Here is a 26,900-nt window from a genome sequence, read left to right as displayed (position 1 = left end):
CTCAGCATGCGGATTAACCACTACAGCCACAAGAATAAAGGAAAACAATAACAATGACTCATCACACAATCATCCTGACAATCGCCGCTGTGTTAGCCCTAAGCGCATGTACCGACAAAAATCCGGCAGCACCCACCTTAACCATCAAGGTGACACCACCCTCTGCTTACTCTGCTAGTGAAACTATTCATCTGGTCGGCAGTTTTAATGATTGGGCGCTGGAGGGTGACAAGGCTTACCCACTTAAAACCGAAAAGGGGGAGCTGAGCGTTACCATTCCCATCACCGAAAAAAATGTATTTTTCACCTTGGTCAAAAACAAAAATTGGCAATTGATGCCCGCCAACGAAATGGCAAAAAGCCAATGTATCTATCTACACAAAGCAACGGGTGGTGATGCCGAAATGACAGCGCATATTCCGCTTTGGACCGGTGATAAGCCGTTAAAAACAGCTGAGCCGAGTTTAAGCGGCAGCATAATACAGCATAAAGATTTTACGCTGCCCCAATTTGCCCGCAGCACTGATATATACGTTTATCTGCCCAAGTCTTACCAACACAACACCGACAAAACCTACCCGGTTTTATATATGTTGGATGGCCAAAATATTTTTAGCGCGCACTTAGCTCATAGCGATGAATGGCGCATTGATGAGCTGCTGGAAGAGCTGACCACTGCTGGCACTCTGGATGAAATGATTGTGGTGGCGGTGCCCAATAGCGCGCAGCGTTGGGTTGAATACAACCCCTGGGATTTTAAAGACCGCGATGGCAAGGCTGCACAAGGCCAGGGTGAATTAACGATTCGCTCGATTAAGGACACACTAAAACCCTTTATCGACAGTCGCTACCGCACCGATCCACAGCCAGCCAGCACAGGTTTAGCGGGCAGCTCGCTGGGCGGCTTAATGGCCATTTATGCCGCGCTGGAGCATAGCGATACCTTTGGTTTTACCGCCGCATTTTCACCGGCTTTAGCCATTGAAAATATGGATGGAATTAATGTGTTATTCGAAGCCATCAAACAGCAGCAAACTATTGGTAATAGCAAAATATATTTTGATATAGGGCAGATGGAATATGGCAATTACGAGCAAATTGAACAATTAAATAGCCTGCTGCTCAATAAGGGATTTAAACCGGAAAATCTGAAGTTGGTGAAGGATGATATTGGGCGGCACTGCGAAGTGGACTGGTCGCGCCGATTCCCTGCGGCACTGGAATGGTTGCAAGCAGGTATCTAATAGTGTTTAGGAGCAGGACTACACTTTGCTTATTTCTGCAACTCGCTCACAGCCGTCATCCGATCTAAAGTAAAACCCCAAACCAACACCGGGAGCTGCGGAGTGAGCATTCAAAAGTGAGCGCGGGAGGCGCGAACGGGCGAGCGCAGTAGTTGCCGGTGGTGGTTCGTGCCATATCTTTAGCAATTGCAGCAACGCCAATAGGGCAAAAGCAAGTATGCCTGTAATACGCTCTTTATCTATTACCAGATTTCAGCCTAAGCATGCTGCTTAAAGTACTTCTAACTCAGGTTAATGTTCCGCATCAAAGAAAAAACGCAGCAAAAGCTGCGTTTTTTTAGCTTGTGACTGATGGATGTAACAGCTATCTGGCGTTAGATTCCGCTACAAACTGCTGTCGCGATATAAAGGCTCAAGCCTCACGCCGCCATCAGATCCCAATATGCGTCTCACATCTCAATATACTGCGGCCAGCCCAGTAGTGGGTTTTGCATACCTTGTTTATGTTCAAAAGCATCCAGCTGCTCCGGTGAAGCGTTGGCCAGTGCCTTTTCGCGGTATTTCACCGCAAAGTTTAAGGTTTTTAACAGCGCAGGCGCGAAGTTTTGCCCTATGTCGGGGCGGATGGCCTCGCTGATGCCGGGCGGGAGTTCAGCCAGTGCCACTTCGGTTTGCAGCTGCAAATAAGCAACGTCGAACCAACGGTCCTGTAACTCCACCTGACGGATCCGCTGTTTTAAATCCTGTTTTACTTTGCTGTGGCCACAAAACACCCGGTAAATCACCACTTCGGCCAGCATGCCTTCCAGGTTAAAGTGCTCAAAAGGGTCAAGCACAGTTTGCTGGAAAAACTGCTGCTTCAGCACGCTGATGGCATTACGGCGGTTGGCTTCGAGCAGCGCATTTTGATAAATGCCCCAGCCTTGCCATTCTTCGGCGTCTGGCGGGCTGGAAATATCACTCAGCAGCTGCTCGTCCACATCACCAAACAACGATTTACGGTTTTGCTGTTTATTGCTGACCGTCACCAGCATGCTCCAGCCTTTTTGAAACGGCTTCATCACACTGTCGGCGCTGGTCAACAGTTGCAGCGCTTTTGGCAGATCCTGCTCCGTTAGTTCGGCCAAACCCAGGCTAATAACGCCAATTACATCATGGGCGGCCTGCTCCAGCAGGTGCATTTTGTATTTGTTGTAAAACTTGTCGGCAAATTTCAGGCTCATCAGCACAGCTTTGTTTTTCAGCTGCTCCAGCTCGTTATTGGACAGCAGTTGTTGCTCCTGCCCATAACGCAGCACCCGGCTGAAAAACGGGCCTTGATTGGTATCGCGTATCGCTAACTGCATGGCAAACCTTAATCCAGAAAACTAAACATCTCATCCACTTCGGCGTATTCGTCGGTGGCCTGGTTTTTCTCTTTGGCTTGCATCACCAGCTCAGTGGCAAACTTGTTGATGATATTTTCCCAGCCAGAATTTTCGTTACGAATGAGGCTCTTAATCGACTGTTCCACGTCAGGGGTTAACTGGCGAATCAGCGCCAATAAACTGCGAGGGTCGTCATAGCCTAAACCATGCACTTCTTCATTCAGATGACGTTCGGTAAAGCTGACCGCTTCTTCTAAGTCTTCCTCTTCTTCGTGCAGAATATCGTGAATTTCGTCTTCGTCTTCCACCACTTCGCCGCGGTATAACTCAATAAAAGGAATAGACAAATAAAATAAACCGGCCGGATCTTCAGCAATACATTCCAGAATTTCGGCTTGTTTTTCTTCGGTTTCCTGAGTGCGGATTAAATAAGTTAAAAAATCAAAAGTGTGCTGTTTGAGTTCTTCGGCATTATTTTTGATTTTTTCTTCCCAATACAACGGCTGCTGACAAACGATGTCACGGATTTTTTCCACTGTCATCAGCTCAGAAATAATGGAAGGAAAGGAAATATCGTGTTGGCTGTTAATTTGCGTCAGCGTCACAATATCAATATTTTCAATCACTTCTACTAACTGAGCATCAGACATTGTATTGGCCATCAGCTCAAATCTTTTGCTGGCTTGTTTGGGTTCTACTACGGCCAGTTCTTTGATTTCTGCAACTGCAATCTCAATCAGACTATTCATCAGCGACCTTCCCGTTTAAAGGTAATTTCATCATATTGATCATCGTAGCCTTCTTCGTCTTCATCATCGTTGCCATCGTAATCGTCGGCCGCCTGATCGCGTCTGTCGCTGTAGTCGTCATCATCTTCTTCATAACCTTCACCGTCGTCATGGCTACCCTGACTCCGTTGCACCGGCGAAGAAGTTTCATTCGACAACATAAAAAGCACAGCACAAGCTTCAATCAGCAGGCTTTCGTTATAAGCACGGATGGTTTTGACCAGCGGTAAATCGGCGTTATTAAAAGCCACTGTGGTTTTAAATTCATCCCAGAGCGGCGCGTTGCCGGTTTTTAACCACTGCGACCATTTTAATTTGGCATCCCCCGGGAATTTCACCCGGCCATACAGCGCCACCGGCAGATATTCCGGCACCGACTGCAGCATATCTGGTGCGGCCTGTAACACGCCTTTAATTTGTTCGGTAAAAGCGGCCAGCGCTTTTGGCGTGTCAGGGTCGTTGTAAGAATCAATGTTTTCAAAGGCGTCGGTTTTCAGTTGTTCTAACCGCGCTGCGTTAAATTTCTGGCTCATGGTTGGTCCTGCGGCTGTCCGGTGAAACCGGTTCTAAGCAATTTTTGTATATCTGATTGTGGCTGATGTTGGCACTGTCTGTGGTTTTACCGTGAAAGAGTTCTACCAGTTAAACCGGCGGGTAATATTGGTCCCACAACTCTTTCATGGCTGCTGCCGGGTCCGGCACTATCACATTGTTAAAATCTTTAATAAAAGCAGCCCGTTGTTTTGGGTCTGACAACACGTCATAAGCTTCTTTGACTCTTTGTAACTGCACAGCAGCTTGCTCTTTTTCATCTTCAGAGCTGCCTTGTAATTTATCCGGATGGTATTTGTTCGACAGCCTTTTGTAGGCTTTTTTAATCTCGTCTTCGCTGGCGCTGGCTTTTACACCCAACACGCGGAAATAGTTGATCATACAAGTCCCTGCTAAGTGACGGCTTTTGCTGAGTGTTTTAAAACATCAGCTTACAAAGCCGGTGGATGGCGCGATCATAGCAGAAAACATCGTGCTATCAGCAGGCTAATCTGCGTCCATTAAACATTGTTGTAATTGGCTGATATTGTCCACCACTTGCCAGGCGCCCTGAAACGCAAAACCGGCACAAAAACGGTGTTTAATCACCACACAACGCAGTCCGGCGGCAATGGCGGCTTGCAGGCCACGGGGAGAGTCTTCCACTACCAGCACCTCAGCAGGCTGGCGGCCACTCAGCGCAACACCCCGTAAATAAGGTTCAGGGTGCGGTTTACCGTTTTGCACTTCATCCCCGGTCAGCACAAAATCAAAATGCTGTAATAAGTTGCTGTGCTGGTGGATCAGTTCAAAGTGTTGGCGATGGGCGCTGGTGACAATAGCGTGCCGGTAGCGGCTGTTCAGTTGTGACAGCAGGCTGCTGATGCCTGGCACAGGCTGAATTTGCAGTTGCTGCAGCATGGCGGCATAACGTCTGTTGCGCTCTTGTCTGAGTGGCTTGATGTCGGTTTCACTCAGCTGTTGTGGCAATAAATGCCAGGCGCCGATGTTATCGAGTAAAAAACACTGAAAAAACTGTTGTTCGGAAAGCTCCAGCCCAAGCTCGCGGTAAAAGTCGCGATTGCAAAGAAAATACAACTCTTCGGTGTCGACCAATACTCCGTCGTTGTCCCACAAAATAAAATTTGCCATTGTTGTGCCTGTTGTTCAGGGTTTAAGCCAGTGCTGTCGCCGCGCCGCGATTATCTGCAGCTGCGCCATCCCAGGCAAGGTGATTGCGGCGAAAAGGGTAAAAAGGGCGGATTGTGTTGCAGCCAGAGTGGCAGTTTTGTTGTATTGCTGTGTTAGTTGCAGGCTGCAACAGTACTCTATTCTATGTGCCGGTTACCAAAAGCTCTGGCTTGAATTTTTCCTGAAATCACCGACAATGCCTGCATTCCGGCACTGCTGCCTGACAGCAAAACTCAAATGGCCCCTCTATGCAGATCATTGCTACCGACATTCCAGATGTACTGTTATTACAACCCACTGTCTTTACTGATGAACGTGGTTATTTTTTACAGAGTTTTCAGCAACAACAATATGAACTACTGCTGGGGCGTTCACTCAATTTTGTGCAGGATAACCATTCCCATTCCAAAGCCGGAGTGTTGCGTGGTTTGCATTATCAGCTGGCGCAGCCACAAGCCAAGCTTATCCGGGTTGTGCAGGGCGAAGTATTTGATGTTGCTGTAGATTTAAGGCGTTCATCCAAAACATTTGGTCATTGGGTTGGGCATTTGTTGTCGGCAAAAAACCAACAGCAGTTATGGATCCCGGAAGGTTTTGCGCATGGTTTTCTGGTGTTAAGCGACAGTGCTGATGTGCATTATAAAACCACAGATTATTATGCACCTGCAGCTGAACGCAGCATCAGATTTGATGATCCACAACTTGGGATTGCCTGGCCGCTGCAAGGCGCGCCGTTATTGTCACCCAAAGATGCCAAAGCGCCGGCATTTGCCGACGCTGAGTATTTTAGTTAAGGGTGGCCAAACAACGGCTCAGGGCTGATAAGTCACGGTAAATAAGGTTTGGGCGCCTGGCAGATGACGTTGTGTTTCTTTATTCGCTGCAGTAATAAACACATGGGGAATGGCAGGTAACTGCGGTAATAACTTCATATAATCAAAAGGTTCTGGCGCTTTTTTTAATAAAAGATGGTCAGGTGCACCACCCATTTCAATTTTACGGTATTGATAAGCAGGGTACTTTTGCTGATACCAGGCCAGAATTTCGTCGGCAGAAGCAGTGGAAGCAAAAGAAACACCAGGCAGACTGGTGACAGATTGGTCGCCAAAGCGGACTAAACCTTGTGCCGGTAAATGCACTAACACCTTACTGCCCGGATACATAGGCGCCGGAATATTGGCTGTGGTGCCCTGACTGGCATTCACCAGCATATCCACGCTCGAGCGCATTTGTGCTATGCCTTGCTGTTGCAGTTTTTCTGTCAGCTGTTCAATTTGCAGTTGTTCCGCCGCTGTTGGTTCTCTGTCGCCAATGCCATCAAAAAGTTTGCTCAGTTGCTCTTCAGCCGACGACTGCTGTTGTTGCTGTTGTGCCTGTTTGGCCAGCTGTTCACATTTTTGCACTGTTGCAGTTGAAACTCCGGACTGTTGGATCACCTGACGTTTAACACATTGTTCGTCTGGCATGCCGTTGGCGGTCAATGGGCATTGTTGCAAAGCTTTGGCTAAATGTTGTTTTAGCTGGCCACTGCTGACGCCGCTGCAAGCTGCAGCCTGTTGCAGCAGGCCCGACTGTTCGGCCATTTGCAGCAACATTTGTTGTTGGGCTGGTGGAATATTTTGTGCTGTGGCGTTATGGCTGACGGCCAAAGCCGCTGTTAATAAGGCAACACGAAACAACAGGCTGGTTTTTTGAATTTTCATAAGCTGATTTCCTTGTAAAAAGAGGCGGCTGACGACTCCGGGCTGTCAGATACTTTGCCAGTATGCTGCCATAAGCTGACTGATGAATGAACAATAAAGATAAAAGTCCTGCCGGTTTTTTCACCTCTGAGTGACAGGCTACTGACAAATTTATGATATTTGTTGCACTGTGATTAAGCCTTTGCATGTGGCAGCTAGAGTGAGCTGTGGCAGTTCAGCCACCTCATTTTATTATTCAAAGGATCATCAGATGAAAACCAGGAACATCAGTATTGCTGTGATTTGTGCACTTGGCATCAGCGCTTTGCAAGCAGCCGAACCGCTGCGGCCACCAACAACAAAACAGCTGGTGCACCCCATAGTGTATAGCTATGACGAAATGTTTAACTTTGATATTGAAGCTTATCTGGCCAGTCAGGCCCCCCATTTATTGCCTTATGCTGAGCATATTTCGCATTGGGCGGGTTACAGCAGTATCAGTCCCCGTGTGCTTCTGACGTTAATTGAACAACACAGTGGTCTGGTGACAGACCCTGGTGCTGACGAAGCCAGAATGCAACGTCCTTTTGCTTCTTTGTCAACAAAACTGGGTTTTAGTGCTCAGTTACAGGATGTTGCACATCAGCTGGCAGAACGTATTTATAGTGGGGAGCCGGCACCTGAAGCCAGCGAATTTGCCCGGCCAACTGAAGTGGATCCACTGGCTTTTTTAGTGGCGCCAGCGCCAACGGATGAAGCGCAAAAACCACAGGTGCAAAAAGTGCGTTTTATGCAGTTGTATCAGAAACTTTTTGCCGAAGATTTTGCGCCGGCACAGGTAAAAATACGGCAGCCGCAAAGTTTATTATTGGCTGGCCCTGCCAATGGATTTTTGCAGTTCCCCTTTCCAACCGGCCAGTCCTGGCATGTGGGTGGTGCTCATACCAATACCGGCAGCGGTAGTTACCCAATGTCATCATTGGATATGAGTCAGGGTGGTGGCTGGGGCAGTAATCAATCCGGTGTCTGGGTGGCCGCTTCAGCCAGTGGCAGTTTTAAACGGCATTCGTCTTGTTTTGCCGAAGTGGTGCATAGCGGCGGTTGGTCCACCACTTATTATCATTTGATGAATATTCAATATGGCACAGGCGCTACTGTGTATAAAAACACCCGCATTGCCAATCCGGCCAACAGTCAGCCACAGGCTTTGTGTAATGGCGGTGCTTCCACCGGGCCACACCAACACTGGAGTTTAAAACAAAATGGCAGCTGGACCCATTTACATGGTGCTTATCTGTCGGGCTGGCAAATTACCGCAACAGGCACCAGTTATGATACCAACTGCACCCGGTATTATTTAACCAAAAATAGTGTAAAACGTTGCGCCGGTTATTTTAGTCATTAAGCGGCAGCTGCTGGATACGCTTGTTTTTCAGGCTGACCAGAAAGACCTGATCTGAGGCCTGATGGCGTTGAATGTCGTAGTGCAATGCGAAGTCATACAGTTGTTGAGCCGGCAAGGTTTTTAACAAACAGTTCCGGCTCAAATCGGCTGAACATTGTTGCAGCGCCTGCACCAGCAGGGTCGCTGCAGCAAATCCTTCAAATGCAATATCACTGAGCGGTACTTCGGTACCTGCAGCCTTGCGGTAAGCCTGCGCCAGAGCAGATTGGGTACTGACCGGGTCTGGCATTACCATAGAAGCAAACACCTGATCCTGATTATTCAGCATCAGCGCCAGCTCAGACACTCCGGTAAAAGACACCACACTGTATTTGGGCCTGAAGTTATGCTGACTGGCCAGGGTGATGGCTTGCGCCAGCACCTGATAAGTGCCGACAGTCAGCACCAGTTCCGGCTGATGTTGCACCAGCAGTTTCACTGCCTGAGTTAAGTCGCTGCTGTTGCGCTGGAATCTGCTGATCACCAGAGGTTTAATGCCTCTTTTGTCCAGTTCGGTTAAAAAACTTTGTTCCAGCGTGGCACCAAATTCATCGGCCTGAATTAACAACGCAATTTTGCGTAATTTTTGTTGGTCAACCAGATATGCAATTTGTGCTTTGGCTTCTTCGGCATAACTGGCGCGGAAATTAAAAATAAAGTGGTCATCTTTTTGTCGCAGCAGATCGGCACCACTAAAAGGCGCCAGATAAGGAATTTGTTCATGGCGTAACAAAGGTAAAACTGCGCTGGCGGTTGGGGTGCCAATATAACCAAAAAGTGCCAGCACTTTGTGTGAATACACCAGTTGTCTGGTATTGGCAACAGTGCGCATCGGCTCATAACCGTCATCCAGCGTGACCAGCTGTAAAGCGCGGCCGGCAATGCCACCTTGTTGATTTTGTTGTTTAAATACCAGTTCAGCGCCATGGCGGTAACTTAAACCAAGCTGCGCCGCAGGGCCGGAGAAGGGGGCTGACATACCCAGACTTATTGGCTGTTTATCTTCGGCAACAACCAAAAAACTGCACAGCCATAACAAAAAGGTCCAAAATCGCCACATCAATACTAAATACCACCTGGATGCTGAATCTGAACTATAGCCTAAATACATCAAGGCCTGACTGTTTTGATACAGGTCAGGGAAGCTGCATTCAACAGCGGCAAAGATGCTGCTCAGTGAACTGATACGGCTTGTTGCAGCTGACGGATCAGTGCTTGTTTGCCCTGATGACCAACTTTGAGTTGGTTCCAGCTGTGTTTTTGCCAGAGTTTTTTAACAAAAATTGCCGCAACCTCAATCGGAACCTGTTGATAATGTTGATTAAACCAATGCAACAATAAAACTTCGACCAGCTCATAAGGCCTGTTGCCAGCGCTGAATAAGCTGAGTTGTTGTCGTTCGCTGCAAGATAAAACTTCTGCCGGCGGCCTGGCCAGTTGCAGCGCCAGCTCTGCAGCAAGCTGCCGCTGACTGTCGGCCAGCTGCCAATACAACTGTTGCCGGAATTGTTGTTGCAGCTTATCTACAGTGCTGCACAAAACTGGTGTTAACGGCTGTAACATCAACACCGAAGGTTCGCTGCTGGCTTGTTCTGCTTGTTGGCTGAGTTTCACCGCGACAAAACCGGCTTTTTGCCAGAAAGATAATAAAGGGCTGTTGCAGCCAAAACTGCTGCCAAGCAGGGCAAAACCGGCCTGGCTAAAATGGCTGTGCAGCAGCTGCAACATGGCAGAGCCTATGCCCTGTTGTTGTAAGCTGGGACTTACCGCAATTCTTTGAATTCTAGCCATTTTTTCGCATGCAACTTCAGGGCAGGCCAAGTGAAAAGCCAGGCTTTGTGCCATTAACTGGCCTTGCACCCTGCGTTCACCCTGATAAATCTGCTGGCTGAGCTCAGCTGGCAATTCACCTTCAATACTGATCACAGCACAAGCCAATAAGTGCTGTTGTTGCATCAACACAAAAAGTTGCAAAGCCGGATTATCCAGCAGTGCCCAGAGATCGGTGATACTGGTTTGGTAATGTGAAAGGCTCAGCAGCGCCATTATTTGTGGCAATAACGGCTGTTGCCCGAGTTGCTGTTGTGGCAACAGTTGTAACTGTAATGGCTGCTTGGGCTGGTATTCGGGCTGCTGATATTCTGTTGCCAGTAAAAACCTTTGAAAAATAAGCTGTTCCAGTGGGCAATCAGCGGCATAACGAATGGCTTGTTGTAACTGCAGTTTGTGCCAGCCAGGGCAGTTTTGGTCCAGATAAGGCTGAAACTTCAGCAAAAAACCACGGCCGGTGCCTTCATAACCATGTTCAGTGCTGGCCAACACCACCCGGCTATAATGCGCCACCAGCTGTTGCAGTTGTGGTGTTGGAATAGCAGCAGCTTCGTCTATCAATAACAAATCGAGTTTGGGTTTTTCTGCCAATAACACATCCACAGGCCAAAAGCGCAGCGCCAGCTCAGCCCCCGGCGACAGCTGCTGCAAATGTTGTTTTGCCATGGCAAGTGCCACTGCAGCACTGTCGGGGTGGGGCGCACAAATGGCGAGGCTGGTTTTGCCTTGATGTTGTAATTCTGCCGCCGCTATACCCAAAGCTGCTGATTTACCGCGGCCACGGTGTGCTGTCATTAACAAAGGCCGCCGTCTGTGGCCGGACAACACTTTAAAAATGCCTTGTACTGCTTGTTGTTGATCAACACTTAAATAAGGTGATGGCAGCGCAACTACCTGATTTTTATTGGTGTTACTGCTGTTATTGCTGTTTGCCGCAGGGAAAGACAAATCCTGTATTAGTGCGTTGTTGCTGCACACCAGCCAGTTATTTTGCTCTGGCTGATTGAGCCAGAATTTTAAAAAAGCCGAAGACGCCTGTGGGTGTGGGTAAGAGCGCAGTTTAGCGGCCTGATGATTGGGTTGTTGCAGCCAGAGTTCAGCGGCTGGACTCAATAAAATCCACAAGCCACCGGCCTTAACACAACCGGCGCTTGCCGCTACTAAATCCCAGTCGATACCTTGTTGTGCATTGATAACAAGCACATCACATTCAGCGCCCAATAACTGATTTTTACGCTGAATAAACTGCAGGTTTTTTTCAACGCCGGTTGCAGAGCTGGGCTCAGCGCTGCCTGTGCTGGCGCCTGAGACGCCTGGTACAGCTTCACCCAACCAGAAAATATCTGCTTTTTGTTGCTGTTGCAAAATGCCGGTAAGCAGCAAATTATCTGTGTTATCAGCGCTTTGCAGCCAGATGGGCAAACGCCAGCCGAAGCTTTTACATTGTTGCTGGCGCTGATTGATCAGTGTCAGTAAAGCTGTAAACCCGGCCTCGGCTGCCATATTAAACCGCCTCTAACCTGGCATAAGCTGTCACCAGCCATTTGCTGCCTAAATCGTCAAAATTCACCTGGATACGCGACTGATTGCCGGTACCTTCGTAGTTCAGCACTACACCTTCACCAAACTTTTCATGGAACACCCGCTGGCCCAGTTTAAAACCGGTGTTTTCAAAGGCGCTGTGGGTGGCGGCGCTGCCAAAACGGTTAAATTGGGTAGGGCGGCTGACACTGGTGGTCAGGCGGATTTCTTCGACATATTCGGCCGGAATTTCGCGTAAAAAACGCGACGGTTTGTTGTATTGCTCCTGACCATATAAACGACGACTTTCGGCGTGGCATAAATACAGTTTTTGCATAGCGCGGGTCATACCCACATAACAAAGCCGGCGTTCTTCTTCCAGCCTTGTTGGGTCGTCGCCCGACTGTTGGCTTGGGAACATACCTTCTTCCAGGCCACAAACAAACACCAGCGGGAATTCCAGACCTTTGGCGCTGTGCAAAGTCATCAGCTGCACAGCGTCTGAATGTTCTTCGGCCTGATATTCACCGGCTTCCAGCGCCGCTTGTGATAAAAAGGCCGACAGCGGGCTCATTTCTTCATTGGCGGAAAAATTCTGGTTGGCGCAGGCGTTGACCAATTCGTTTAAGTTTTCAATCCGGGTCTGGGCTTTTTCGCCTTTTTCCGCCTGATACATGGCATATAAGCCGGACTGATGAATGACATGGTCGGCTTGTTCATCCAGCGGTAAATCACGGATGTCGTCGTCCAGTTTGTTAATCAGCTCCATAAAAGCCGAAACCGCATTAGCGGCGCGGCCGGTCAGCTCTTTTTGAAATACCATTTGTTGCAGGCTTTGCCACAAAGTTTGTTGTTCACGGCGGGCAAATTCACGCACTTTATCCAGGCTGGAGTCGCCAATACCACGGGTTGGCGTGTTGATCACCCGCTCCAGTGCAGCGTCGTCCTGCCTGTTATTAATCAGCCGCAAATATGCCAAAGAGTCTTTAATTTCCTGACGTTCATAAAAACGCAGGCCGCCATAAATGCGGTAGTTCATGCCATCCTGAATGAGCGCTTCTTCCAGCACCCGCGACTGGGCGTTATTGCGGTACAACACTGCCGCTTCTATTAATTTGCCACCCTGACGGCGCCATTCGCGAATGCGGCTGACAATAAAACGGGCTTCATCCAGCTCGTTAAAAGCTGTGTAAAGTGAAATGGCTTCGCCGTCGTCGCCGTCTGTCCATAAGTCTTTGCCCAAACGGCCCTGGTTATGCGCAATCACCGCATTGGCGGCTTTTAAAATAGTGCCGGTTGAGCGGTAGTTTTGTTCAAGACGGATAGTGACAGGGTCCGGGAAGTCTTTTAAAAAGGTCTGGATATTTTCCACTTTGGCACCACGCCAGCCGTAAATTGACTGGTCGTCGTCACCGACGATCATTACGCGGGCATGGTTACCGGCCAGCAAACGTAACCACTGGTATTGAATAGCGTTGGTATCCTGAAACTCGTCGACCAGAATCTGGCGGAAACGCTGCTGATAATGGCTGCGGATCTCGCTGTTGTTTTTCAAAAGCTCAAAACTACGCAGCAGAATTTCGGCAAAATCGACTAAACCGGCGCGGTCGCACATGTCCTGATAAGCGGCATAAATTTTAATCATGGTTTCAAGGTTAAAATCGCCACCATGGGCCATTTTATTCGGCCGTTCGCCTTCATCTTTGCGGCCATTAATAAACCACTGAATTTGTTTAGGCGGCCAGTGTTTTTCATCCAGATTTAATGCTTTGAGCACCCGGCGTACCAAACGGTATTGGTCGTCCGAATCAATAATCTGAAAACCCTGTGGCAAATTGGCTTCGGCATAGTGGGCGCGTAACATGCGGTGGGACAAACCGTGGAAAGTGCCCATCCATAAATTGTTTAAACTGACGCCAACTGTTTGTTCAATCCGGGCGCGCATTTCTTGTGAGGCTTTATTGGTAAAAGTTACCGCCAGTAAACTATAAGGCGCCACACGTTCCACCTGCATCAGCCAGGCCAGCCGGTGTACCAGCACCCGGGTTTTGCCCGAGCCGGCACCGGCTAAAATCAGCATATGCTGGCTGGGTGCAGCCACAGCATCACGCTGTTTGTCGTTTAAACCATCAAGTAATAAAGAAACGTCCATTACGCCAGCCTATGGTTATACCCTTGATCGCTGAAGTTGCAGGGGTTTTGGCAACCTGCCCGCACCTGCAATGAGGTTGGGTATATACCCTGAGTTGCTGAAACCGTTGTTTCAGGCAAGGGGTATATATATGTACAGTGGTTTTCAGATTTCGGCAGTATATCAGGGCTTGTTGATAGGCTAAACCCGTTTGTCGGTTTTAAGCCTGGCAAGCTGACATCTTGCCGAAGAACAACAGTGTTGTTCGACAAAATAAAGGCTGGATAGCGGCAGCCAGCGGTTTTGGTTATGCTGCAAAAAAAACAACAGGATAAGGTGGGCAGGATGCGGGCAAAAGGGAAAATCAGTGAATGGCAGGACAATAAAGGTTTTGGATTTATCCGTCCCATGCTTGGCGGTTCAGATGTTTTTTTGCATATTTCCGCTTTGCAGAACAAAGGGCGCAGGCCAATGCCGGGTGAAGTGGTGACCTACAGCAAAACAACAGATAAAGCCGGGCGGTTGCAGGCTAAAGAGGTGTTATTTAGCGGCGAAACCCTGCGGGTTAAAGCGCCCAAACAGACTGCAACAGCGCCGGATTTTTTGGCTGTGGTTTTTTTATTGTGGCTGGCGGCGGCAGCTGCTTTCCAGCTGTTGCCCTGGCAAATTGCCGTGTATTACGCCGTTTTGTCTGTACTGACTTTTGCCATGTATGCCAGCGATAAAAAAGCAGCCCAACAAGGGCGTTGGCGTACCGCAGAATCGACATTGCAAATATTTGCAGTCGCAGGTGGCTGGCCAGGTGCTGTGTTGGCACAAAACAGGCTCAGGCATAAATCCAATAAAAACAGCTTTTTATGGATATTCCGCCTGATGACTATGCTCAATCTTTCGGCCTTTTTTTGGTTGATGTTTGCTGACAGCGCCGCGCCGCTTTGGCAGTGGCTGGCTTTGTGATGGCAACAAAACTGTTATTGGTGCCAGGCACCTTATGTGATGAACGTTTGTGGTTACCTATGTTGCAAACAGCTGCCGGGCAGCAACTGCAACAAAACTTTCAGTTGCAGCATGCCAATATCTGGCAAGCACAAAACCGCGCTTTGATGTTGGAAAGCATTCACCAGGCCGAAGCAGAACATCTGGTTGGTTTTTCGCTGGGCGGTTATTTATTGTTGTTGTTTCTGTTGTCACAGCCAGGCTCTGTTGCTGCAACAAAGCAAATAAAATCGCTGGTACTGATAGCAACCAGCGCCGGTGCTTTAACGGCCGAAGAGCAAAAAATACGGCAACAAACGCTGAGTTGGTTACAACATCATCAATATCAGGGCATGTCGCAAAAAAGACTCAGTGAATTTGTGCATGCATCAAAACTCAACGACCCGGCAGTGACTGATCTTATGCTGAAGATGGATCGGGAGCTTGGCCATCCAGTGTTGCTCAATCAATTAGCACAAACCAGCGAAAGGCCCTCTTTGCTGGACCAGCTTTATCAAATTCAATGCCCTGTGCTGATTATTGGCGCCGCAGACGATCAAAAAGTGCCGCTGGCTGCTTTGGAACAAATGGCAAAGCGCTTGCCGGATGCGCGTTTAGTCGTGTTGCCTGATTGTGGTCATATGCTGCCGCTGGAACAACCAGAGCAACTGGCCTTGTTGTTAAGCTCGTTTTATCAGCAGTGTGGCATTGTGGTTTAAAGTCTGAACCTGCCCAACAGCATCGGCCAAACCTTACTGAAAACAGCTTGCTGACATTGGGTTAATGAACTGATAATGTTGTGTAATTACAAAGCATTGTAGTAATGGCCCTTGCGGCTTTGGCTTTGATATGGGTATCCACATTATCCGGAGTGCTTTGTGCAGGCTCCATTTGCAGGACGCTTTTATGCCACCACTTTCTGAAGAAGCCACACCAGAGCCAGGCCGGCCGTCACAGTTGTTATTGGCATGGGTGCCGGCCTCAGTCCGGCAGCCACAACATCCGCTGTACCGTTTTGGTCAGCAGTTCAGCAGATTCAGGGTTGCTTGTTCCCAAAGATGGCAGTTATTGCATCTGGCGCAGCGTTGTTATCTGCTGGCTGTGTCGGCGTTAATATTGGCGCTGTTTGGGCTGATCCCTGCTGCTGTGGCCTTTTTGCTGGCAACTGTTGCCAGCATGACGGCCTTTACGCTGGATGCCTGGCCACAACTGGAAAAGTTCTGGCATAGCCTGTACGGCAAAGCATTGATGATATTTGTGTATGCCATTTTCCTGAATGTGGTGTTGGCTTATGCCGAAGCTTCAGTCAACCATCTGACCGGCGTAAAACCCGACGCTATGCGTTATACCGTCAACCTGGTGGCGCTGATGTTGGCACCGGCCTGGTTAATCGGCGGTTCTGCCTTATTAATGTTGTTATATATGATGTTGCATCTGAGCAAAATCAGTTTGTTTTTGTTGTTGCGGCCTTTGGGTTTGCGCAGCAAGCATTTTTTTGAAGGTGAAGCTTATCCGCTCAGTTCATTATTGCTGCGTATTTTGTTATTACCGTTCACCTGCATTATGTTGATCCTGATGACCGATGCTTATCTGGACGGTCGTGCTTATGTGAAGCTGGATGAAACTTATATTGGTTTTGCCCCTGATGTTGCCGATAACGACAAACAACAAGACTCCGGGCAACAGGACAATCAGCAACCAGGCTATCAGCAACAAGACAGTCAGCTGCAACAAAACAGAGACTGGCACTGGATCAGCAGTGACGGACCTTATCCGGACGATAACAAAATCAACACTTATCATTGGTATGAAATACTGGCGGCCGATTTTTTATATCAGGTAGAAAGTCAGGGCAAATCCAGTTGTGTGTTACAGGCCGAAGAACATGGGGTGCAGGTCGGGGAGTTTGACTTATTGGTGATAAAACCAGATAAGTCCGATGCTTCCGGTTACCACTTTAGTGTCAGACCCTGTAATTCTCCCGGGCAACAACAATGGCTGCAAGCAGGTGCGGCACTAAAAGCTGCTGCTGGCTGAGCCAGCGGATACAGTGCCTCGCAGCTTATTCAGACTTTGGCATTAATCATGAAAGCGGTGATGGCAAAACTAAAAATAATTGCCATCAGCGGGGCGTCCGGCAGCGGCAAATCAACACTGATTAAAAAGCTGGCGACTTTGCTGGGTTGTGGTTCGTTAAATTTTGACGATTTTATTGATGCCGGCACTTATCCGCCGGCTATGGCTTTTTGGCCGGCGCAACAACCAGCTTAGAGTGCCGCTAATTCTTCCAGCTGATGAATTTCAAGTTGTGGCAAAGTTTTAAGTTTTAACAAGGAGCCCGGTGTCAGATTGAGCCAGGCCGCCTGACAACCGGCGTTCAGCGCGCCTACGACATCAGATTTTACATGGTCGCCAATATGCAAAATCTGTTTGGGCTCTAGCTGCAAAAGCCCGGCAGCCTTTAAAAACAAATCCGGATAAGGTTTCATCCGGCCATCAGGCCCGGCGCGCAGCGCACACTGAAATAAATCGGCAATGCCCATTTGCTGAATGTCGGCATTGCCATTGGTTATGGCTACTAAAGGAAAACGGGCGGCCAGCTGCTGCAATAACGGCCGCACTGTCGGCGGCAGCTGAATATCGGTGCGCGCCTGCAAAAAAGCCGACATGGCAAGTTCAGCAATTTCACCCGCTTCACACACACTCAGACCTTGTGTGGTTAAACCCCGCTCTAACGCCAATAAACGCCAGCGACTGACATCGTGGCGCACCTCAACATCTTCTCTGGCCAGAATTTTACGTTGTTCAAACCAATACAGGCTGTTGTTGTGAAAAGATGCCGGTAACAACTGCGCCAGCCTTTGTTGCATCGCAACTTCGGCTTTGGCAATTACAGCGCTGTTTGGGTACAGCGTATCGTCTAAATCAAAAGACAAGGCCCGGATGGGGCTAAGGGCTTTATAAATGCGCATTGGGTTTCACTGCTTCACAACAAGTCACAAGGTGGATTATCCGGCTGCCGCCGTCTTTTTGCCAGCCGCAGGTTCAGTTAATTCAGGAAAATATGTTATTCAGATGTGTACTTTGTTAGTATCTGGCCGCTTTTTGGCGGCGTGACAGCCAATTTATACATCTTACAACAAGGAATGAATGTGATTTTTCGTGGATTAATTTTAACTTTAATGCTGCTGCTTGGCGGTTGTGCTTCATCATCAATGGTCAAAGCGCCTAATCAGCAACTGGCGGCTGTACCTGCCGATAAAGCGCAAATTGTGTTTATGCGCTCGTCAATATTTGGTGCTGCCATCAGTGCTCCTATGTTTGACGTCACTGCAGCAGAACCTGCTTTTATTGGCATTCTCGACAACTCCAGTAAATTGATGCTGGAAGTGCCAGCCGGTAAACACACCTTTATGGTGGTGTCAGAAGCGGCTGACTTCCTTGAAGCCGATCTGGTGGCCGGTAAAAGGTATTATGCAATAGTGACGCCGCGCATGGGTGCCTGGAAAGCCCGTTTTTCTATTTGGCCGGTGCGTGCTGACAACAGCGGCGAATTTAACAAGGCCGATGCAAAGGTGCAAAAAATTATCAGCAACACAGTGCTGATGCAAAATTCAGCGAAGTCTGAAGCCTGGTATCAAAAGAATAAAAACGACGTGAAAAACAAACAAGCTGAATATTGGCCGGTATGGCAACAAAAACCGACGGCTGAACTGTTAGAACGTACTTTATTACCCACTGACGGTGAATAAGCTTAAGGCAATTGTTGCAGCTGAAGTTGATTCAGCTGCGTGATTGTTTGCTGGCTGGCAACACAGAACTGATAACGCTGTTGTTGCCAGCAAATAAGCTGTCTGGCAAGCCGCGGCTCAGCTTGTGCCAGCATGGTCAATAACTGCCCACCTTTTAGTTTTAACGAAGCTTCCAGCTGGGTCCAACGCTGGTAAAAAGCTTCGTTGGAATCACAAAAATTCAGCAGTGCCGGATACAACAACGCATATTGTTGTTTGTCTCTTTTATGGCAGATGTATTCAATATCCAGCCCCACCGGCTGTAAAGGGCTCAGCAGCACGGCCACCACATGCTGGCTGTGGCTGACCGAACAGAAATAACGTTGGCCTTTGATATAAAGTTCAGGTGCCGCTTCAGAGGGCAAGCTGATCTGAACCTGTTCCGGCAATACTTGCAGTTGTTCAACACACAAGTGGCGCAACAAAGCCCTGGACCAGGCAAAACTGCGGGCGCGTTTGGCAGATTTGCCGCTAAGCCATTGCAGCTCTGTGGTATTCAGCCAGTGCAGCGGCAAGCTGTGTTCAGGACAAAGCAACACATAATGCAGAAATACAGCTTCAGCAGCAGCTGAAGAAAATGAGTCTGGCAACGGGGTTGTCAGCATAACGGGGCGCTCAGAGCTGTATTCTCATGTTTACAAATTTGCTGCGATTTAGGTATGATGTTCCGATTGCATGCAGCTATTGTCGGCGAAGCCGCATCTTTTTAGAAGAGCTTCATGAACATGTTTTGGTTGAGTCGTTTTTATGGATTTTTTTATCAAAGGCTGGCAATTCTGGCCAGCTGAAGCCGGCGCGGATGCCACTACTGCCGACCAGACATCTGCTGAGCAACTATGGCCGGCTTTGCCTCAGGTTCCCGCCATGCAAAGGCGCCGGTTAAGTCCACTCACCAAAATTGCCTTTGAGGTTGCGTTTAGCCAACCTATCCAAGCCGGTACTCCGCTGGTTTTTGCTTCCCGTCATGGCGATTTACATAAAACGCTTGAACTGTTAACCGACGTAGTGCAACAACAAGCTTTGTCACCCACTCAGTTTGCCTTATCAGTGCACAATGCCATTGTGGGCCAATACAGTATTTTTCAGCAGCATCAGGCGGCCCATTCGTCCGTTGCCGGTGGCGACAGCAGTTTGCATTATGCGCTGCTGGAAGCTGTTGGCTTAATGCTGGACCCTGAAGTTGATGAAGTGTTGGTGGTGTATGCTGACCAGCCGGTGCCTGAGTTGTATCAATGTTTTGAACAACAGCCGGCACAGGCGCAGGCCGCGGCTTTGTTATTATCAAAACACGAAGGTCTGGCGGTGCGGCTGCAGTATCAGGGCGGGGCGCCACATGCTTGCGGGCAACAATATGGCGCTCAGGCTGCTGCCGTTTACCCTAACCCCTTGCAACAGCATCAGGATGAAGTGCAGGCACTAAAAAGCTTTTTGTATTCTGAGCAGTCAGGCTCTGTGATCCGGACCCAAAGTGCCAGCTGGCAATGGCAACGGAGGCCTTATGTGGCAACAGCTTAATCACGGTTACCGGGTGCTGGCCACCGGCTTTTGTTTTAGTGTTTTTGGGATAGGTGGCCTGGTGTTGTCGTTGTTGTTATTTCCGGTGCAACGGTTGTTTATTCAAAATGCCACTAAGCGCCGTATTGTTGCCCGTTATACAGTGCACCGCAGTTTTAAATTTTTTATTAGTCTGATGCGCCTGGTGGGGGTTTTTCATTTTAATTTCCCGGACAAAAAACAGCTGGCCGCCAGCCGCGGCAAAATTCTGATAGCCAATCACCCCAGTCTGATTGATGTGGTGGCGCTGATTTCGATGTTGCCCCATGCCGACTGTGTGGTGAAAGCGCAGCTGTTTCGCAACCCATTTATGCGGGGGGTTATTCAGTCCACTGGTTATTTAACCAATGCTGATCCGGATTTATTGTTGCAGGACTGTGCCGCTTCGTTAAAAAGTGGCAATACCTTAATTATTTTTCCGGAAGGAACCCGCACCACACCAGGTGTGGCACTACATTTTCAGCGTGGTGCCGCCAATATTGCGTTGCGTACTGGTTGTAATTTTTTCGCTTGTTTTATTCAATGCAAACCCACTACCTTAACCAAACAGGAAGCCTGGTATCAGGTGCCGGCACAAAGGCCAACCTTAAGTATTCAGGTGCTGAAGGAAATTGATATTCAGCCATTTTTGCAGCAAGAATCGGCGTCTTTGGCAGCGCGGCAACTCAGTCGGGAATTAGAAACTTTTTATCATCAGGTAATGACAACTCATGGAACAACTGAAAGCAGAACTTAAACAACTGATTATTAGCAGCCTCGAATTAGAAGATATCAGTGCTGATGATATAGAGGATGGCGCCCCGCTTTTTGTTGAAGGCCTTGGGCTGGATTCAATTGATGCGCTGGAACTGGGGTTGGCGATTAAAAAACGTTACAACATCAAAATAGACGCCAACGAAAAACAAACCCAACAGCATTTTGCCAGTATTAACAATCTGGCGGCTTATATCATGCAGCAAGCAGTGGTGGAGAACTGACATGAAAACTAAAGAAGAAGTACTGAGCCTGTTAACCAGAATTCTGGTGGACGAGTTTGAACTGGATGCAGCGCAAATTCACCCGGATGCCCATTTGTATCAGGATCTGGATTTAGACAGCATTGATGCTGTGGATCTGGTGGTGAAACTACGTGAACTGACAGGCCGCAAAATAGAACCTGAAGCTTTTAAACAAGTACGCACTGTTGGCCATGTGGTTGACGAAGTGTTTGCCTTGTCACAAGCCTGATTTTAGCCGCAGTGAAAAAATTTTTGTTGGTGTTGGCCACGCTGTTATATCCGCTGTGGGTTTTTGTGATGGTCAGTTACCACTGGCTCTGGCTGGCGCCTGTGCCGCTTGTGCTGTTGTTAGTGTTGCGGATATTTAACAACAAAGAACAGCAGAGCCAACGTGGTTTTGCTGCCCTGACTTTGCTGCTGCTGACACTGGCCTTGCTGGCCGGACAAACTGAACTGGCGTTGTTGTATTACCCGGTTTGGATCAACGCTGGTTTGTTGTTGTTATTTGGCTGGTCCTTGTATTTCCCGCCCACAGTGATTGAACGTGTTGCCAGGCTGATGGAAGGGGATTTGCCGGAATCCGGTGTGCGTTATACCCGTAAAGTCACCCAGGTCTGGTGCCTGTTTTTTTTGTTCAACGGCACTGTGGCAGCAGGCTTAGCCTGGTATGGCAACTGGCAGTGGTGGCTGTGGTACAACGGCGCCATTTCATACGCCCTGATGGGCCTGTTAATGGGCCTGGAGTGGCTGGTGCGCCAACAGGTGAAAAAACATGGCTGAATTCTGGCACTTTAGCTGGCCTTCTTTACAACAACCGCTGTTTTTATCTGACAAAAACAACAACACAGCTGCTGTGACAGTGGTTGAATTTCTGACGCAACTGGCGGCCTGTAAACAACAGGCAGAGCAGCTGCAAGGGCAGAGGGTGTTGTTGTATCAGTCAGACAGTTATTGTTTTACCTTGTGGTTATTTGCGCTGCTGCAAGCAGGTAAAACCGTGATACTGGCGCCAAACGGATTACCCGATACCCTGGCCCAAGCCGGTTTATCTGCCGATATTCAGCTCTGTGACGATAAGCTTTGTGCCGATCTGCCTGCGCCTGTTACCTGCAGTATCGGAAATCAGCAGCCAGGCACAGCTGCATGTCAGTTGCCGCTTTTGGCAGAGCTGGTGTTTTTTACCTCAGGCTCCAGTGGTGAACCTAAGCTGGTTTATAAAAAGTTATGGCAATTGCAACGTGAAATAGCGGTGTTATCGGCCACTTTTGCTGAGCTAGGCCGTCCATCCGACAGCACTCAATCCGAAAACAGCAACACTCATCTGCTGGTGGCTGCCACAGTGCCGCCGCAGCATATTTATGGTTTGTTATTCCGGCTGTTATGGCCACTGAGCTCTGGCTGGACTTTGGCGCGTGACACTGTGCATTTTGCCGGGCAATGGCTGGCGCTGAGCCGTTATCAGATGCCGGTGTTGCTTATCAGCAGTCCGGCGCATTTATGCCGTTATGATGATGTTGTTGAGTTATTGCCGCAGTATCCGGAGCACAAGCAGCAGTTTATTGGTGTTTTTAGCTCTGGCGGGCCTTTGGCCAGCGCAGACGCGGCAAAGTTTTATCAGCAGACTGGCCTGGCGCCGCTGGAAATTTATGGCAGCACCGAAACCGGTGGTATTGGCTGGCGTCAGTACCAGCAAGATACACCAAACCCGGCCTGGCAGGCATTTACCGGCCTGCAACTGCGTCAGGATGAACAAGGTTGTTTGTGGTTAAAATCGCCTTATTTGCCGGATGAAAACTGGTTTGCCACTGCCGATCTGGTGAGTTTTATTTCGCCTTCGCAGTTTAGCCTGCAAGGCCGGGCCGACCGTATTGTCAAACTGGCGGAAAAACGGCTGGCGCTGGGTGAAGTTGAGCTTTGTTGTACCGAATTGCCTTATGTGGAAAAAGCGGTAGCACTGGTATTGCCGGGGCGTAGCGCGGCTTCAAGGCCACAACTGACGCTGGTGGTATTGTTAAATACACAAGGCCGTGATTTGCTGGAGCAGCTTGGCAAATTTCAGCTGAATCAGCAGATACGACAGAAATTGGCGTTACGTTTTGATACCGTGTTATTACCAAGACGTTTTTGTTATCCAACGCAGTTACCTTTTAACGCCCAGGGCAAATTGCCACGTCAGGCGCTGGAGTTATTGTTTTTAGCATGAATAAACTGTTTCCAACCATTTTGCAGCAACAACAGACAGGGCAAGGTGTTACCTTGCTGCTGGACATCAATGCTGATTTGCATTATTTCCAGGGCCATTTTCCCGGCGCGCCGGTATTGGCTGGTGTGGCGCAGCTGGACTGGGCAGTGCAATTTAGTCAGCAGTTGCTGATGGGGCAGCGTGCCGTGCTGGCGGTTGAAGTGTTGAAGTTTCAGCATATGGTGCAGCCTGGTTGTCAAATCAGCCTTGAATTACAACAACAAAAAGCCGACACCAGCACTTTTTGTTATTGGCTTGACGGCAATAAAGTAGCGTCGGGCCGGTTAAAATGGGAGCAGGTGGTTTGAAACGCTGTTTTGTCATTCCGGTGTATAACCACCCCGACACTATTGCCGCTACTGTCAGGTCTTTGTTGCAGTTTGAGTTGCCCATTATTGTGGTGGATGATGGCTCCGACGCACCCACCAAAGCACAGCTGGCAGCGCTTGCCACCCAAGTGCCGGCTATGGAGCTTTTGACTTTACCGCAGAATCTTGGCAAAGGCGGCGCTGTGATGGCCGGTTTAAACCGGGCCTTTGAGCGCGGTTTTAGCCATGCACTGCAGGTGGACGCAGATGGTCAACATAACCTGGCCGACATTCCACTGTTGTGGCAAAAAGCCTTAGAGCAGCCGCTGGCGCTGGTCAGCGGCGCGCCGGTTTATGACGACTCCATTCCTACAGGCCGTAAAATTGGCCGTTACATCACGCACTTCTGGGTTTGGGTTGAAACTTTAAGTTTTAGTGTCAAAGACACTATGTGTGGCTTTCGGGTCTATCCGCTGGCCTCTTGTATGCAGTTATTTGCCAGCAAAAAACCGGGCCTTCGTATGGATTTTGATATTGAAGTGATGGTGCGTTTGTATTGGCAACAAGTGCCGGTGGTGTTTGTGCCCACCAAAGTGATTTACCCTGAAGGGGGCCGTTCACATTTTAGGGTGCTGCGGGATAACTGGTTGATCAGCAAAATGCACAGCAGATTGTTTTTTGGCATGTTAAAACGTTTGCCCTGGTTGTTATGGCGCAAATGCAGGAAAACCAGCTAATGCAACAGCAACACTGGGCAACACAGCAGGAAAGTGGCAGTTACAGCGGCATCAGGTTTTTGCTGTTTTGTTATCGTCTTGGCGGTAAGTTTCTGATTTTACTTACTCTTGTGCCTGTGCTTTGGTATTTCGTTTGCACCAATCGCCGTGGCCGTGATGCGTCTTTGCAGTTTTTAACCAAAGTGCATCAGCAACTTGGGCCACAAAGTCCTTTTCAGAAGACGCCGGGTTACCGCCAGGCTTATCAGCATTTTTATAGTTTTGCGCTGGAAGCACTGGCCAAAATTGATGGCTGGCTTGGGCGCATTCCTGCTGACAACATTCAGCAACAAGGCCAGGTGCAGTTTGCTGATTTAGTGGCCGCCGGCAAAGGTGGCGTGTTGATTGGCAGCCATTTGGGCAACCTGGAATTATGCCGTGCTATGTCGGCCGGTAAATACAATAGCCGTATTCATGTGCTGGTGTTTACCCGCCATGCCGCCGCTTTTAACAAAGCGTTGCGCCAGACCAACCCGCAGGTGGAAATTAACTTAATTCAGGTCGACAGCATTAACCCTGTGCTGGTGATGCAGTTAAAAGAGTGGGTCGAACAAAACGAATTTATTGTGATAGTGGGTGATCGCATTTCGGTGACAGCACCGGAACGTGCTGTGTATATGCCTTTTCTTGGCACGCCTGCGCCTTTTGCCATAGGACCATGGGTGCTGGCCAGTGTGCTGGAATGTCCGGTGCATTTATTGTTTTGTATGCGTCAGGGTGACGTTTACCAGCTGACGCTGGAACCTGTGACTGAGCAGGTGCTGTTACCCCGCAAAAGCCGGCAACAGGCACTGGAAGCTTATATCCGCCATTACGCCAGCGTGCTGGAGCAATATGCGCTGCGTTACCCGCTGCAATGGTTTAATTTTTACGACTTCTGGCAGCAGCCAGGCGCTGCCAACAACAAGGATGCCCAATAGTGACTTCTGCAGTTTTTACTCCGGCTGAATTTTCCACCACCATGGCTGGACCCAAGCGCCAGCCACAAGCTACCGTGAGTTTTGGTCAGGGCCGTTTATCCTTGTACGACATCACTTCGCTTGCCCGTGCTGAATGCAGCGCAACTCTCACCAGCGACCACAGCTTCTGGCAGCGTATTGATGCCGGCGTGGCTTTTCTGGACAAACTGCTGCAGGAAGATGGTGTGATTTATGGCGTGACTACAGGGTATGGCGACAGTGTTACTGTGAAAGTGCCGCTGTCGCAAGTGTATGAATTACCAATGCATTTAACCCGTTTTCATGGTTGTGGTTTAGGCGCTGAACTCAATAAAACCCAAAGCCGCGCTGTGCTTGCTACCCGTTTATGTTCTTTGAGTCAGGGTTATTCCGGTGTCAGCCGTGATTTGTTAACTCTGCTGCAGGATTTTTTAAACCACGACATAGTGCCTTGTATTCCGGAAGAAGGCAGTGTGGGTGCCAGTGGTGATTTAACACCACTTTCTTATGTGGCGGGCGCCATGATAGGTGAACGGGATGTGATGTTTCGTGGTGAACGTCGTCGCTCTTTGGACGTGATGGCGGAACTTGGTCTCACTCCGTTAACTTTAAGGCCCAAAGAAGGGCTGGCCATCATGAACGGCACTGCAGTCATGACAGCTTTGGCTTGTCTGGCTTATGAAAGAGCCGAATATCTGACACGCTTATCCAGCCGCATTACCGCGCTGATGAGCCTGGCACTGAAAGGCAACAGCCATCATTTTGATGAAATTCTGTTTAGTGTTAAACCGCATCAGGGCCAGAATCAGGTGGCGGGCTGGATCCGGCACGATCTCAATCATTATGAACATCCGCGTAATGCCGACCGTTTGCAGGACAGGTATTCCATTCGTTGTGCACCGCATATTATTGGCGTGTTACGCGACGCTTTACCCTGGTTTCGCCACACTATTGAAAACGAATTAAACAGCGCCAACGACAACCCAATAGTGGATGGTATAGGTGAACATGTGCTGCATGGGGGCCATTTTTATGGTGGCCACATTGCCATGGTGATGGACAGCATGAAAACCGCTGTGGCCAACCTGGCAGATTTGCACGACCGGCAAATGGCTTTGCTGATGGACACTAAATATAACAATGGCTTACCTGCCAATCTGAGTGGCGCTGCGCCGGAGCGCCGTTTTATTAATCATGGTTTTAAAGCGGTGCAGATTGGCTGCTCCGCCTGGACAGCGGAAGCGTTAAAACTGACGATGCCGGCCAGTGTGTTTTCCCGTTCAACCGAATGCCATAACCAGGACAAAGTCAGCATGGGTACTATTGCCGCCCGTGACTGTTTGCGGGTGTTGCAGCTGACAGAACAAGTGATGGCTGCGTCTTTATTGGCCGTGCAACAAGGGGTGCAACTGCGTATTAGTCAGCAGGAATTATCACCACAGAGTTTAATCCCTGAGCTGCAACAAATGCTGGCGCAATTACAGCAGGAACATGGACTGGTGACAGAAGACAGGCCGCTGGAAAGCAATTTAAGGTCGCTGGTGGATGCTATTCAACACCAGCAATGGCCTTTGTATCAGGAGTAAATG

General features: G+C 49.0%; 29 protein-coding genes. 18 read left to right on the top strand and 11 right to left on the bottom strand.

Annotated features, from left to right (window positions below; genetic code table 11):
- Positions 1–53 precede the first annotated feature (53 nt).
- Positions 54–1,244, top strand: a complete 1,191-nt coding sequence (locus RCH83_RS15020; RefSeq protein ID WP_306523564.1) for an alpha/beta hydrolase — start codon at positions 54–56, stop codon at positions 1,242–1,244.
- A 449-nt stretch (positions 1,245–1,693) separates the two neighbouring features.
- On the opposite strand, the gene RCH83_RS15015 is transcribed toward RCH83_RS15020, so the two are convergent.
- The 5 genes from RCH83_RS15015 to RCH83_RS14995 form a co-directional block, all read right to left on the bottom strand.
- Positions 1,694–2,590, bottom strand: a complete 897-nt coding sequence (locus RCH83_RS15015) for a hypothetical protein (protein ID WP_306523562.1) — start codon at positions 2,588–2,590, stop codon at positions 1,694–1,696.
- Between the two features lie 8 nt (positions 2,591–2,598).
- A complete protein-coding gene (locus RCH83_RS15010; RefSeq protein WP_306523560.1) occupies positions 2,599–3,360 on the bottom strand; it encodes a hypothetical protein in 762 nt (253 codons plus the stop codon).
- Positions 3,360–3,932, bottom strand: coding sequence for a hypothetical protein (locus RCH83_RS15005; protein WP_306523558.1), 573 nt, complete (start codon positions 3,930–3,932; stop codon positions 3,360–3,362). The genes RCH83_RS15010 and RCH83_RS15005 overlap by 1 nt, the downstream gene beginning before the upstream one ends.
- A gap of 109 nt (positions 3,933–4,041) precedes the next feature.
- Positions 4,042–4,332 carry a DnaJ domain-containing protein gene (locus tag RCH83_RS15000; RefSeq protein ID WP_306523556.1) on the bottom strand — a complete coding sequence of 97 codons (291 nt, stop codon included), beginning with the start codon at positions 4,330–4,332 and terminating at the stop codon, positions 4,042–4,044.
- A gap of 105 nt (positions 4,333–4,437) precedes the next feature.
- On the bottom strand, positions 4,438–5,082 hold the full coding sequence (locus tag RCH83_RS14995) for an HAD family phosphatase (protein ID WP_306523554.1): 645 nt from the start codon (positions 5,080–5,082) through the stop codon (positions 4,438–4,440).
- A gap of 287 nt (positions 5,083–5,369) precedes the next feature.
- Here RCH83_RS14995 and rfbC point away from each other — a divergent pair, with 287 nt between their 5' ends.
- The gene (rfbC, locus tag RCH83_RS14990; RefSeq protein WP_306523552.1) at positions 5,370–5,915 is read left to right on the top strand and encodes a dTDP-4-dehydrorhamnose 3,5-epimerase; all 546 of its coding nucleotides are present in this window, start codon (positions 5,370–5,372) and stop codon (positions 5,913–5,915) included.
- Positions 5,916–5,933: 18 nt separating this feature from the next.
- On the opposite strand, the gene RCH83_RS14985 is transcribed toward rfbC, so the two are convergent.
- A complete protein-coding gene (locus RCH83_RS14985; protein WP_306523550.1) occupies positions 5,934–6,824 on the bottom strand; it encodes a hypothetical protein in 891 nt (296 codons plus the stop codon).
- A gap of 250 nt (positions 6,825–7,074) precedes the next feature.
- Between RCH83_RS14985 and RCH83_RS14980 the strand changes: the two genes are divergently transcribed.
- Positions 7,075–8,208, top strand: coding sequence for a M23 family metallopeptidase (locus RCH83_RS14980; protein WP_306523548.1), 1,134 nt, complete (start codon positions 7,075–7,077; stop codon positions 8,206–8,208).
- Here RCH83_RS14980 and RCH83_RS14975 read toward each other — a convergent pair.
- The 3 genes from RCH83_RS14975 to uvrD all read right to left on the bottom strand — a co-directional run bounded on the left by RCH83_RS14975 (position 8,198) and on the right by uvrD (position 13,750).
- Positions 8,198–9,307 carry an ABC transporter substrate-binding protein gene (locus RCH83_RS14975; protein ID WP_306523546.1) on the bottom strand — a complete coding sequence of 370 codons (1,110 nt, stop codon included), beginning with the start codon at positions 9,305–9,307 and terminating at the stop codon, positions 8,198–8,200. The two genes, RCH83_RS14980 and RCH83_RS14975, sit on opposite strands and share 11 nt — an antisense overlap.
- A 113-nt stretch (positions 9,308–9,420) precedes the next feature.
- Positions 9,421–11,580: a GNAT family N-acetyltransferase gene (locus tag RCH83_RS14970; protein ID WP_306523544.1), complete on the bottom strand. Its 2,160-nt coding sequence runs from the start codon at positions 11,578–11,580 to the stop codon at positions 9,421–9,423.
- 1 nt (position 11,581) lies between these two features.
- Positions 11,582–13,750 carry a DNA helicase II gene (uvrD, locus tag RCH83_RS14965; protein ID WP_306523542.1) on the bottom strand — a complete coding sequence of 723 codons (2,169 nt, stop codon included), beginning with the start codon at positions 13,748–13,750 and terminating at the stop codon, positions 11,582–11,584.
- Between the two features lie 324 nt (positions 13,751–14,074).
- Between uvrD and RCH83_RS14960 the strand changes: the two genes are divergently transcribed.
- From RCH83_RS14960 to RCH83_RS14945, 4 genes are all read left to right on the top strand, one after another.
- Positions 14,075–14,686 (top strand): cold shock and DUF1294 domain-containing protein, encoded by a 612-nt coding sequence (locus RCH83_RS14960; RefSeq protein ID WP_306523540.1) that lies wholly within the window; start codon positions 14,075–14,077, stop codon positions 14,684–14,686.
- The gene (locus tag RCH83_RS14955) at positions 14,686–15,423 is read left to right on the top strand and encodes an alpha/beta fold hydrolase (RefSeq protein WP_306523538.1); all 738 of its coding nucleotides are present in this window, start codon (positions 14,686–14,688) and stop codon (positions 15,421–15,423) included. Before RCH83_RS14960 ends, RCH83_RS14955 begins: the two co-directional genes overlap by 1 nt.
- Positions 15,424–15,610: 187 nt before the next feature.
- On the top strand, positions 15,611–16,741 hold the full coding sequence (locus RCH83_RS14950) for a hypothetical protein (protein WP_306523536.1): 1,131 nt from the start codon (positions 15,611–15,613) through the stop codon (positions 16,739–16,741).
- Positions 16,742–16,789: 48 nt separating this feature from the next.
- On the top strand, positions 16,790–16,975 hold the full coding sequence (locus RCH83_RS14945) for a hypothetical protein (RefSeq protein WP_306523534.1): 186 nt from the start codon (positions 16,790–16,792) through the stop codon (positions 16,973–16,975).
- Here the strand turns inward: RCH83_RS14945 and RCH83_RS14940 are convergent.
- Positions 16,972–17,676, bottom strand: coding sequence for an HAD-IA family hydrolase (locus RCH83_RS14940; protein ID WP_306523532.1), 705 nt, complete (start codon positions 17,674–17,676; stop codon positions 16,972–16,974). The two genes, RCH83_RS14945 and RCH83_RS14940, sit on opposite strands and share 4 nt — an antisense overlap.
- Positions 17,677–17,856: 180 nt before the next feature.
- Between RCH83_RS14940 and RCH83_RS14935 the strand changes: the two genes are divergently transcribed.
- On the top strand, positions 17,857–18,456 hold the full coding sequence (locus tag RCH83_RS14935; RefSeq protein WP_306523530.1) for a hypothetical protein: 600 nt from the start codon (positions 17,857–17,859) through the stop codon (positions 18,454–18,456).
- A 2-nt stretch (positions 18,457–18,458) separates the two neighbouring features.
- Here RCH83_RS14935 and RCH83_RS14930 read toward each other — a convergent pair whose 3' ends face one another.
- The gene (locus RCH83_RS14930; protein ID WP_306523528.1) at positions 18,459–19,100 is read right to left on the bottom strand and encodes a 4'-phosphopantetheinyl transferase superfamily protein; all 642 of its coding nucleotides are present in this window, start codon (positions 19,098–19,100) and stop codon (positions 18,459–18,461) included.
- Between the two features lie 142 nt (positions 19,101–19,242).
- Here RCH83_RS14930 and RCH83_RS14925 point away from each other — a divergent pair, with 142 nt between their 5' ends.
- Genes RCH83_RS14925 through hutH form a run of 10 tightly spaced genes read left to right on the top strand, consistent with a single transcriptional unit; the run spans position 19,243 to position 26,897 of the window.
- Positions 19,243–20,010, top strand: coding sequence for a beta-ketoacyl synthase chain length factor (locus RCH83_RS14925; protein WP_306523526.1), 768 nt, complete (start codon positions 19,243–19,245; stop codon positions 20,008–20,010).
- Positions 19,994–20,785: a 1-acyl-sn-glycerol-3-phosphate acyltransferase gene (locus tag RCH83_RS14920; protein ID WP_306523524.1), complete on the top strand. Its 792-nt coding sequence runs from the start codon at positions 19,994–19,996 to the stop codon at positions 20,783–20,785. Before RCH83_RS14925 ends, RCH83_RS14920 begins: the two co-directional genes overlap by 17 nt.
- Positions 20,760–21,026 carry a phosphopantetheine-binding protein gene (locus tag RCH83_RS14915; protein ID WP_306523522.1) on the top strand — a complete coding sequence of 89 codons (267 nt, stop codon included), beginning with the start codon at positions 20,760–20,762 and terminating at the stop codon, positions 21,024–21,026. Before RCH83_RS14920 ends, RCH83_RS14915 begins: the two co-directional genes overlap by 26 nt.
- A gap of 1 nt (position 21,027) precedes the next feature.
- Positions 21,028–21,276, top strand: a complete 249-nt coding sequence (locus RCH83_RS14910) for an acyl carrier protein (protein WP_306523520.1) — start codon at positions 21,028–21,030, stop codon at positions 21,274–21,276.
- An 11-nt stretch (positions 21,277–21,287) separates the two neighbouring features.
- The gene (locus RCH83_RS14905) at positions 21,288–21,827 is read left to right on the top strand and encodes a hypothetical protein (RefSeq protein ID WP_306523518.1); all 540 of its coding nucleotides are present in this window, start codon (positions 21,288–21,290) and stop codon (positions 21,825–21,827) included.
- Positions 21,820–23,250, top strand: coding sequence for an AMP-binding protein (locus RCH83_RS14900; RefSeq protein ID WP_306523516.1), 1,431 nt, complete (start codon positions 21,820–21,822; stop codon positions 23,248–23,250). Before RCH83_RS14905 ends, RCH83_RS14900 begins: the two co-directional genes overlap by 8 nt.
- On the top strand, positions 23,247–23,597 hold the full coding sequence (locus RCH83_RS14895) for a 3-hydroxyacyl-ACP dehydratase FabZ family protein (protein ID WP_306523514.1): 351 nt from the start codon (positions 23,247–23,249) through the stop codon (positions 23,595–23,597). Before RCH83_RS14900 ends, RCH83_RS14895 begins: the two co-directional genes overlap by 4 nt.
- Positions 23,594–24,334, top strand: coding sequence for a glycosyltransferase family 2 protein (locus RCH83_RS14890; protein ID WP_306523512.1), 741 nt, complete (start codon positions 23,594–23,596; stop codon positions 24,332–24,334). Before RCH83_RS14895 ends, RCH83_RS14890 begins: the two co-directional genes overlap by 4 nt.
- Positions 24,334–25,293: an acetyltransferase gene (locus tag RCH83_RS14885; protein WP_306523510.1), complete on the top strand. Its 960-nt coding sequence runs from the start codon at positions 24,334–24,336 to the stop codon at positions 25,291–25,293. Before RCH83_RS14890 ends, RCH83_RS14885 begins: the two co-directional genes overlap by 1 nt.
- On the top strand, positions 25,293–26,897 hold the full coding sequence (gene hutH / locus RCH83_RS14880; RefSeq protein WP_306523508.1) for a histidine ammonia-lyase: 1,605 nt from the start codon (positions 25,293–25,295) through the stop codon (positions 26,895–26,897). The genes RCH83_RS14885 and hutH overlap by 1 nt, the downstream gene beginning before the upstream one ends.
- Positions 26,898–26,900 lie beyond the last annotated feature (3 nt).

It is taken from the genome of Rheinheimera sp. (assembly GCF_030824435.1).
Classification (GTDB): Bacteria; Pseudomonadota; Gammaproteobacteria; order Enterobacterales; family Alteromonadaceae; genus Pararheinheimera.
The sequence above is the reverse complement of the archived record's forward strand: the minus strand, read 5'-3'. Positions and strand labels throughout refer to the sequence as shown.